The following is an 8673-nucleotide window of genomic DNA, read 5'->3' as shown; positions in this document are numbered from 1 at the left end:
GCACGTACAGTTCTTAGAGGGGCGGCACTTGGTAACAAGTGTCGTCTACTCGACAAAGCTTGCCATCTTGATTTTGGGTCGAAAAATCCCGTAAGAAATTTCACTCTACATATAGTGTTAAGCGAGATCTAACTCTGAGATAATTTCTTGCAGAATGAGCTTGGATTCACTATCTAATCCTGTCAAAGGGGTTGGTAAACATGGGGATTCAGCATAGCCTAATATTTCTGCCGCACTGACCATCACCCTCATGGCACCGAGATTATCTGAGAACAATTGCCACAGTCTGTCATATCTTAGAGAGAGTTCTTTCGCTTGCGCAGGGGAAGAAATTTTGGCTTGCTTAAATAAGTATAGAGCGGTGAGTGGGAACAAACCTGCTAGGACGGAATACCAAACGTCACATCCTGCTTGAATGCCATTTGAAGCGAATACGTCACCACTAACTCCAATCGTTACATTGCCTGGCAGTAGTTTTCTGAGAGCTTGAACTCGGCATCCACCCTGATCTTCAAATTGCGCACCAGGGAACTTTATTGACTGCACCATTTTTAGCTTTGCAATCTCAGCATGGAGTTCGTGACTAAAGGTAAAATGGGTAGCAGCTGGGTTGTCGTATACACAGATAGGTACCGAAACGCTCTCCGATACACGTCGATAGAGTTCATAGACTTCTTCATCGAATAACCGATGATAAGAAATAGGCGCGAGTAAAAGACCTTTTACGCCGAGCTGCTCTGCTTGCTCAGCATTAGCAAGCACATCCCTTAATCGTAGCGACCCGATGCCAGCCAAGACAGGAATTTCTCCTGCCATTTCAACTGCTGTAGCAATCGCGTTATGTTTCTCTGATGCGTTTAAATACGGATATAAACCTGTTGACCCTAAGGCACATATAGAATCAACCCTTGCGTTAATTAAACGGCCAAGAATCTGACTATAAGCGGTCACGTCGATTCGTTCATCCGACATCGGGGTGATCGGGAAAGCACTGATTCCTTTAAATATCATAGATAAATTCCTTTCATTATGTGTGTTTACCGAGTGTTATGCGACCATAATGAGCCTATCGCAAATACATTAAACAGGATGGTAAAGATAGACAATGATCTGCACAGCCAAGACTGGACACCAAATTAAGTGACTTTCCATACCTGTAGTTATTCATGACTTTCTAATTTAGCAAAGGTACTGATTTATTTTTGTCCAGAAACTTCATAGGCTAAATTTTTATCCGTCACTTTTTATCTCGAAAGCCATCAACAAAAGTAAGCTATTCCCAACGGATGAAGTGGCAGGGAAGACGATCTTCTTAGCGATCCAGGATGTCTCCGTACAATGGACGATGCCCATATAAGCAAATGGCGACAAGTTCTGAACCGCTTTATAATTATGTTCGAAGACCGATTAACTGCTTATAGGTAACCAGGGCAGTTACAAAGAATCCTTTATATATACAGGCTTTGGGGCTTTATCAATAATCGACTGCACAAATATATCAACGCATTCAGGCGTAAGTGGTAGGCTTAGTGATGGTTCGGTTATCTCAAGTTCCAGCAGCAGCGGCCGACCATTTTTACCTTCAATGAAGTCTAATCTCGCGTACAGAAGTGGTTGAGAAAGACCAAGATTGCTTTGTACTAACCTCAATATACGCTTCGCCAACGCCTTCTCTTCACTATTCGCTTCTTTTAGCTTGCGAAATTCCATGTCCGGCGTTTTAGTCTCACCACGTTGTGCGAGCAAAGGTTCCTTCTTAATCGCATGTGAGTACGTATGATCAAAGTAAATCATGTTCGTTTCACCATGCTCTTCAATCGTATGTAGGTATGGTTGAATAATGACGCCCTTACCTAGTCCTAATAGGTAACGCACATGCTGAGTTATTTTGTCTAAATCTTCGATGGACAGACGAATGACACCGAATGAATAGGCACCAACTGTTGGTTTAATCACGACTTCGTGAACTTTCCAGTAGTTATCTTGAAGATTAGCAACGGCTGCTTGAATCTCAGTTTCTGAGTAGATGATTTCTGTCGGGACAATTGGGACACCCTGCTTCTCGAGTTGTTTCAAATAACTCTTGTCTGAGTTCCATCTGATCACCGATAGAGGATTGAGCAGTACTGAACAATTTTCAACTTGTTGGCAAAATTCAATGAATGGCTCAATTTTCTCCATATAGGTCCACGGTGAGCGCAGGACAACCACATCATACATAGCCCAATCGTGGTTGGGGCTATCCCAAAATATCACATCAACTTCCACGTCAGTACGCTTAAAAGCGTCCAGAATATAAGGCATATCATAGTCGACAGCTAGGCTATCACTATCTGAGACTAAAGCGACTTTCTTTGTTGCGAGCATTTAACTATTCCTTTTACTACCAGGGAAGAAGGGATTCCATGTGAATAAACTGACCACTCACTAAGCTGTCAGCATCAAGTGCCACTTTTATCGCTGTGAGGGCTCCTTCTTTTGGGGTTAACATCCCATCGCCATCGTTTAAGTCGGTCTTTGTATAGCCGGGATGGATGCTATTTACCGTTATCGAGGTATCTCGAAGCTCATAGGCGAGGTGAGCAGTCCAAGAATTGAGGGCACTTTTTGAGGCACTGTACGCTGGTAGAGATTTAAATTCATCCGTGTATGCGTATGATTTGGTGTCACTATGTAACGTCACCGATCCCAATAAGCTCGATACATTGAGGATTTTTCCTTTCATTGAGCGCTTGAGTAAAGGTAAAAAGCTGCGGGTTACGTTTACCGTACCAAACAAATTTGTATTGAACGTTTCAAACCATTTTATGAGTGGTTGTTCAGACGGCGGTGTGCCATATTCTTCAACCCTTATTGCTGCGTTGTTTATAAGTATATCGACCTTACCAAACAAGGTTTCAACGATATGGACGGCTTCTTTGATAGATTTGTCGTCGGTAATGTCCATACATAAGCAATAGACTTCGATACCTTGGAGGTTCAGGTTAGCAGCAGCCTCTTTAATTGCTGCTGCTTTTCTACCAGCAAGCAGTACCTTATGACCTTGCTTGCCAAGTTCTGCTGCAATTTCAAAACCGATCCCTCTGTTTGCTCCTGTAATGAGCGAAATCTGTGAGTCTGACATTCAGCCTTCCTAGCTCTTAACTTTCATAAAGTGAGTTTGTTTCTTCCCTTCTATCAACTTTCCGACGACAATAATGAAACAAAGAGCCAGTAGAAGTGTTAGAAAACTGAGTATCGCCACCCAGTTACCGAAGCGCTGCGCTATGAATCCGGACGTAATTACAGGTATCGAAAATCCGACATAAGAATAGATGTACATGCCAGCCGTAGAGCTTGCCTTGTCGATGTTATGGTTACTCGTAAACTTAAGTAGCCCCGCCATATATGTGAAACCATAACTTGAAAGGCTAGTGCAACTGGCTCCGAAAAGAATGATCGTGATAGATTCATGATAGTAGCCAAGTGCTATGAGGCTAAACCCAAATACCGTAAAGAAACATCCCAATATTAGGCTTGAGTTTGGGTGCAAGCGTTTAGCAATGTGTTGAGTCAAAAAACCAGTGCAAATAGATAGGAAAACCATTAAGCCAGTCCAATCGCTTAAACCCATCTCATTGAGAAGTATTGGTACGATTGCGATGACCATACCCGTTGTAGCCCAAGCTAACATCATGCCTAAACCATACGACCACGTGTTGGTGGGGAAGCAAGGCAATGTAATGAGTTTGAGATTTGGTTTTATGGTTTGGTTGCTCGGCAATCGAACCAGCAACAACAACAACAAAGAAACGAGTAGAAATAGACTGAGGTAACTGTATGGCAGCACTGTCATGCCAGCTACGTTTAGGCTCACACTTGTCGCAAGTGCACCACTACCAAACCCCAACGACGTAGACGCGGCCACTAGCAACGTACCAAATTTTTGTTCTCGTTCATCAATAAGGTCGTATATATACGCTGAGACTGAGGTTGTGGTTAAGGCGGTAGCAACACCCAATAGCAGTCTTGCGACAAATAACGAGGTCCAATTTGGCTGAATGACGAGCAATGCCGTTGCCCCCGCACTTAACAATAGTGCAAGGAATATGGGTTGCTTCCTACCTACTTTATTTGAAATACCCCCTAGCATTAATAGAGTAGGCAATAGACCCAATACATAGGCAGCAAAGGCGATGGCGACCGCCGCGGGGCCCATGTTACTGTTTTCGGCATAAACACTGTAAAGAGGTGCTTGAAGGTTTACAGAGTAGGTCACACAGAACATGACCAACGCCAACACACTTAATGAAATTCGTTTTTCCATACGAGTATTCCTTTCGTTGATAATTATCGTTGATAGCGTTTACATGTCACGTGTACTATTAACATAAATCCAGTATTTAGAGGGTGAACTATGCATTACATTCAGCTGTTATAGACTCTTCGCTCCAAGTTGTAATAAAAGGGTCCGTTTCTTCATTACCAAGTTGATCAAACAACTCAGTAGACAAATATCTTTCTCCTGTATCTGGTGCCATTGCCAATATCACGCTTCCTTTAGATGCAGATTTAGCCACTTCTAAAGCTGTAGCTACCGTTGCCCCGGCAGAGATACCAACAAGAATGCCTTCGTGACGAGCTAAGTCACGTGCCGTCGTGATCCCCAAATTTCCATCAACAGTGACAAGGTTATCCACCACACTCTTATCCAGCACACTTGGTATGAAATCTGGGGTCCAACCTTGGATGGGGTGAACTTTCCATTGGTCCTTTGCGAGGATCTGAGCACCTTTAGGTTCTGGGACGACAATTTCAACCTCCGGTCGTGCCACCTTCAGCATCTGTCCAATACCCGTAAGAGTTCCGCTTGTACCAAAGCCTGTGACAAAGTAATCCAAACGCTTACCAGAAAAATCACTGAGTATCTCACTTGCTGTCGTTTCACGATGATAAGCAGGGTTAGCTGGATTATCGAACTGGCGGGGTCTGAACCATCCATTCTGAGCTGCAAGCTGGTCGGCAATTCGATTACCGCCGCTACTACCTTGTTCACTTGGGAACAAGATGACTTCACCACCGTAAGCGCGAATTAGCTTCCTGCGTTCTAGCGAATATCCATCCCCCATTACGGCGATAAATTTGTATCCTCTGGCTGCGGCAACCATGGCCAAGGCAATTCCAACATTACCTGAAGTGCATTCAATAATTGTGTCGTCTTTCTTGAGCAAACCTTTTGTTTCAGCGTCTAACACGATTGAGAGTGCAAGCCTATCTTTGACTGAACCAGCTGGGTTGAAAGACTCCACTTTGACATAAACCTCGACTCCCTTTGGAGCAAGATTGTTTAGTTTGACAATTGGAGTGCATCCAACAGTTTCTGTTATTGAGTTATATAAAGGCATCTACGTTCTCTCGTTAGTTTTTATTTGAAGGGACACAGTCTTGGTCGTTTCACACTAGCTTCTTGCAACTGATACTGACGCCATTCGAGGTTTTCTTCTTCTCCATAAAACCCCAACTCAGTTGGCATCACTCCGTTGTTGTATTTTTTGACACGATTTCGAATACGCTCTCGAGCCTGCCTGCCACCTTTCGTTTCACCATTAGCGACTATGTCAAAGACCTCCCTTGCGTTAATCACAAAATTAAGGCGTGAGCCGAGATTCCGATTTCTAAGCACTTGATGCTTGTCTGAGCTCATGTTGATAAACAGTTCGACACCATTAAAGCAGTATGTCCATTTAGATGCCTCGGGGTCGATAGGTATATGCCTAGGCCATTGAGCGACATCGTGCTCATGCGTCCAATTTAAGACTTCCCAACCAAGCTTGTGCGGTGCCATTGAAAGTGAAAGGTCCGGAGAAAAAAACACCACTAATGGCGAGAACATACGCTTATTAACTGGAGTGGAATTCAACATGTCCGTATAAGCAATCAGTCCATGCAAAAACGGGTAGTAAGTGTTGTGTTCATCCGACTCACAAAACAGCACTTGGATAGTCTTAGAGTTCCACGCTCTGCGGCTAAACAGGCAAGGGAACTCAGGGGCGCTGACTCTCTTACTGAATTCTTCCCACGCTTCCTTCTTCCAGTTTGAAAACTGATTCAGTTCTTGCAACAGTTCTGCATGTGTATACAAGGTTTTATGTTGCTCATTAGGCGCAAGAGCCGCAGGGTTAGTTTTGATGATTTCCATGACTATAAACTCTTATTTTTTTTGAATAGCGCATCCACGGCTTGAATGATGAGATCTAGTCCTTCTGTATTGGCTACTGACGAGTGGCTATCTGCACAGAACTCAGCAAGTTCTAAGCCCATAATTTGGTTGTTAGGAAGTGACTCGAATAGATCCAATAATTGGGCGACTTTCAAGCCTCCCTCGACTTTGAAGTCAGCGGAAATCTGCCCCGGGTCCATAACGTCCCAATCCACATGAACCCAGACTTTGGAATCACCAATGAATTTGATGACTGACTCTGGCGTCAGAGTTGAAGGGGGAAAGTGCATGAGACCTGCATTATTAACGTTGTTAAGTTCTTTTTCATCGATGTCATGTACGCCAATTAAAGCAACATTATTAGGTTTAACTCCCGCGCCAAAACCGCTCTCCCACAGGCCGCATGTAGCAGCCAATACCATCCCGCCGAGATAACCGGTTTCTGTCGTTTCAGGGGTATTAAAGTCACTGTGTGCATCGATCCATAGGACCTTTATGTCAGGAAAAGTCGATGCAACAACGGGCAGTGTCGCTAAGCTCGCTGAGCAGGTATTTGATGCAAATAGGACAGGGCTATCGCCAGTGGCTAGTAAATGGGAGATTTTTGTCTGCAACAGAGCGAGGGTCTTTCGAGATTCCTGGAGTGCAACACTCCAATCATCCGATTTCGTAGGCGATCGTTGCCCTACGTAGTTAGGTGTAATGTCATAATATAGAGCAAGTTTATTTGCTGTGAGCTTTGCGCCCTCGAGCATACGATCTGCTCTGTCCGCGACACGTCCTTGAGAGCAGAGTATTTGAAAAGGCATTTAGAAAGACGTCCATATATTAAAAATGAAGTCTTTTTATAGCTCAGCTAGATAAATATAAAAAAATAATAATGATTATTTATTATCAAAATAACTTTCAATATTAATTGAATTAATAAAATCCCATATATTATAAGGGTTTTTATTGACTTTCCGTATTCTCGTTTTAACGTGTTGTAGGTGAGTAAATTTGGCCACTAGGCTAGAGGTTTTACAAGACCTTAAATAATTCATGAAATATTAATTTAATAAAACGTGTAACTCAGAAATGTCCGTGCGATCTGAAGTCGTATGAAACGTTGTTCACCACGAAGGGTGAACCATCTGTACTACCAGATGTCCCTAGGAGCCTGAATAAAGAAGCGGCTCTGACAATGTAACGAAGCTTGGTTGTTGACTGAGCTGGAAGAATCGTTAGAGGACGTTCCTCCTGACAACCACAAGTTGGGTGAGTGCTAGGGGGGGCAATATGATGAATATAATGAATCCATTTAAGGCGCGTTATATGATGAAGCAGCGGAAGTGGTTAATACGCTGTAGCCAAAAGGCAACGAGAGTCGGGAAGAGATTGGACATTACTCTTTCGTGGTCATTGCACTCTCCGCACCATTGTGGGCCTCTTATGTGGACTCCCCATTGTCAACAGTAATCGTCAGTAAATCAGAAATAAATGCGCACTTATGTACGAGCTCAACAAGAGTAGCTAACTCAGGCTCTACGATATTTACGCGAGTTAGTAGCAAATCTAAGCTACGAGTTCAAGACTCTCAGATGCCCGCTGCTTTGACTAACTGATTTTCATCCAATTTATGCATTTTACTGTTAAGACAATTTACTAAGATACTAACGGTTCAGCTTTATATTCCGTACCTTGAGTTAAAATAGCAAATGCTGTTCTGACATTTTTATTTGCCAACGCTACCGCAGCACACTTCTTACCTCTACGTTCAATTAAATTTTTTAGCCACTCTTCTTTTTTTGTTTTCGGTGGGCGATTGGCAACCTTGCTTACGATCGACATCGCACCAGTAATCAATTGGCTTCGAAACAGAGTATTTTTAAAACCTCTTCCTATCGAACCGATTTTAGCTCTCCCCCCACTTGAATGTTGTATTGGTGTGAGCCCTATGCAGGCTGCGGCTGCTTTCCCTTTACTAAAAGCTCCAATGTCAGCACACCCGAGCGCGATATATAAGTTAACAGCATTAAGGATACCGATGCCCTCAATTTTAAGTAACTTCTTACATTCAGGATGATAATTCAAAGATTCTTCAAGGCAGTTGTCGTAAATATCAATCGCTTCAACCAGCGATAAATATTGATCCCAGGCAGTAGATATTGCCTGACGAAACGAAGGTGAAAAACCATTATCTGGGTCTTCTAGGGTTTCATCAATTGTTGCTCTTAACCCCCCATTTCTGTTGGAGACTTGAATATTTAATTCAGATAACAAAGCAATCAATTGGTTTTTAGAAGCGGTTTTTTGTCTTATGCTTAGTTCTCGTAAGCGGACAATCGATTGTAGTTGCTGCTGTTCGGCTGTTTTACCTTGAATAAAGTTCACATCAGGTAACAGTGATGCTTGTACTATCGCCAAAGCATCATTTTTGTCAGTTTTCTGATTTTGTCTGACCACAGCAACTAATCTCGATGAGATTAAACGAG

Annotated in this window: 8 protein-coding genes and 1 pseudogene; 1 reads left to right on the top strand and 8 read right to left on the bottom strand. The window is 43.0% G+C overall.

What is annotated here, in order from left to right:
• Window positions 1-117: 117 nt before the first annotated feature.
• Window positions 118-1011 carry a dihydrodipicolinate synthase family protein gene (locus ACED60_RS24725; RefSeq protein WP_017100374.1) on the bottom strand — a complete coding sequence of 298 codons (894 nt, stop codon included), beginning with the start codon at window positions 1009-1011 and terminating at the stop codon, window positions 118-120.
• Window positions 1012-1246: 235 nt separating this feature from the next.
• Between ACED60_RS24725 and ACED60_RS24720 the strand changes: the two are divergent.
• Window positions 1247-1425, top strand: a pseudogene (locus tag ACED60_RS24720) (IS256 family transposase); the annotation flags it as partial.
• A gap of 9 nt (window positions 1426-1434) precedes the next feature.
• On the opposite strand, the gene ACED60_RS24715 reads toward ACED60_RS24720, so the two are convergent.
• The 7 genes from ACED60_RS24715 to ACED60_RS24685 all read right to left on the bottom strand — a co-directional run.
• On the bottom strand, window positions 1435-2367 hold the full coding sequence (locus tag ACED60_RS24715; RefSeq protein ID WP_017100375.1) for a RimK family alpha-L-glutamate ligase: 933 nt from the start codon (window positions 2365-2367) through the stop codon (window positions 1435-1437).
• A gap of 16 nt (window positions 2368-2383) precedes the next feature.
• Complete coding sequence (locus ACED60_RS24710) at window positions 2384-3124, bottom strand: SDR family NAD(P)-dependent oxidoreductase (RefSeq protein WP_017100376.1); 741 nt, start codon at window positions 3122-3124, stop codon at window positions 2384-2386.
• A gap of 9 nt (window positions 3125-3133) precedes the next feature.
• On the bottom strand, window positions 3134-4306 hold the full coding sequence (locus ACED60_RS24705; RefSeq protein WP_371728662.1) for an MFS transporter: 1173 nt from the start codon (window positions 4304-4306) through the stop codon (window positions 3134-3136).
• Between the two features lie 88 nt (window positions 4307-4394).
• A complete protein-coding gene (cysK, locus tag ACED60_RS24700) occupies window positions 4395-5384 on the bottom strand; it encodes a cysteine synthase A (protein ID WP_017100378.1) in 990 nt (329 codons plus the stop codon).
• Window positions 5385-5404: 20 nt separating this feature from the next.
• Window positions 5405-6178, bottom strand: coding sequence for a YqcI/YcgG family protein (locus ACED60_RS24695; protein WP_371728661.1), 774 nt, complete (start codon window positions 6176-6178; stop codon window positions 5405-5407).
• Window positions 6179-6180: 2 nt separating this feature from the next.
• The gene (locus ACED60_RS24690; protein ID WP_371728660.1) at window positions 6181-6954 is read right to left on the bottom strand and encodes an arginase family protein; all 774 of its coding nucleotides are present in this window, start codon (window positions 6952-6954) and stop codon (window positions 6181-6183) included.
• Window positions 6955-7843: 889 nt separating this feature from the next.
• A partial coding sequence (locus ACED60_RS24685) for an IS110 family transposase (protein ID WP_371728659.1) occupies window positions 7844-8673 on the bottom strand: 830 nt, incomplete at its 5' end.

Origin of the sequence: Vibrio sp. 1F279, assembly GCF_041439815.1 — a bacterium.
Classification (GTDB): domain Bacteria; phylum Pseudomonadota; class Gammaproteobacteria; order Enterobacterales; family Vibrionaceae; genus Vibrio; species Vibrio tasmaniensis_A.
Note: the sequence above shows the minus strand (reverse complement) of the source record. Positions and strands in the feature narration are given on the sequence as shown.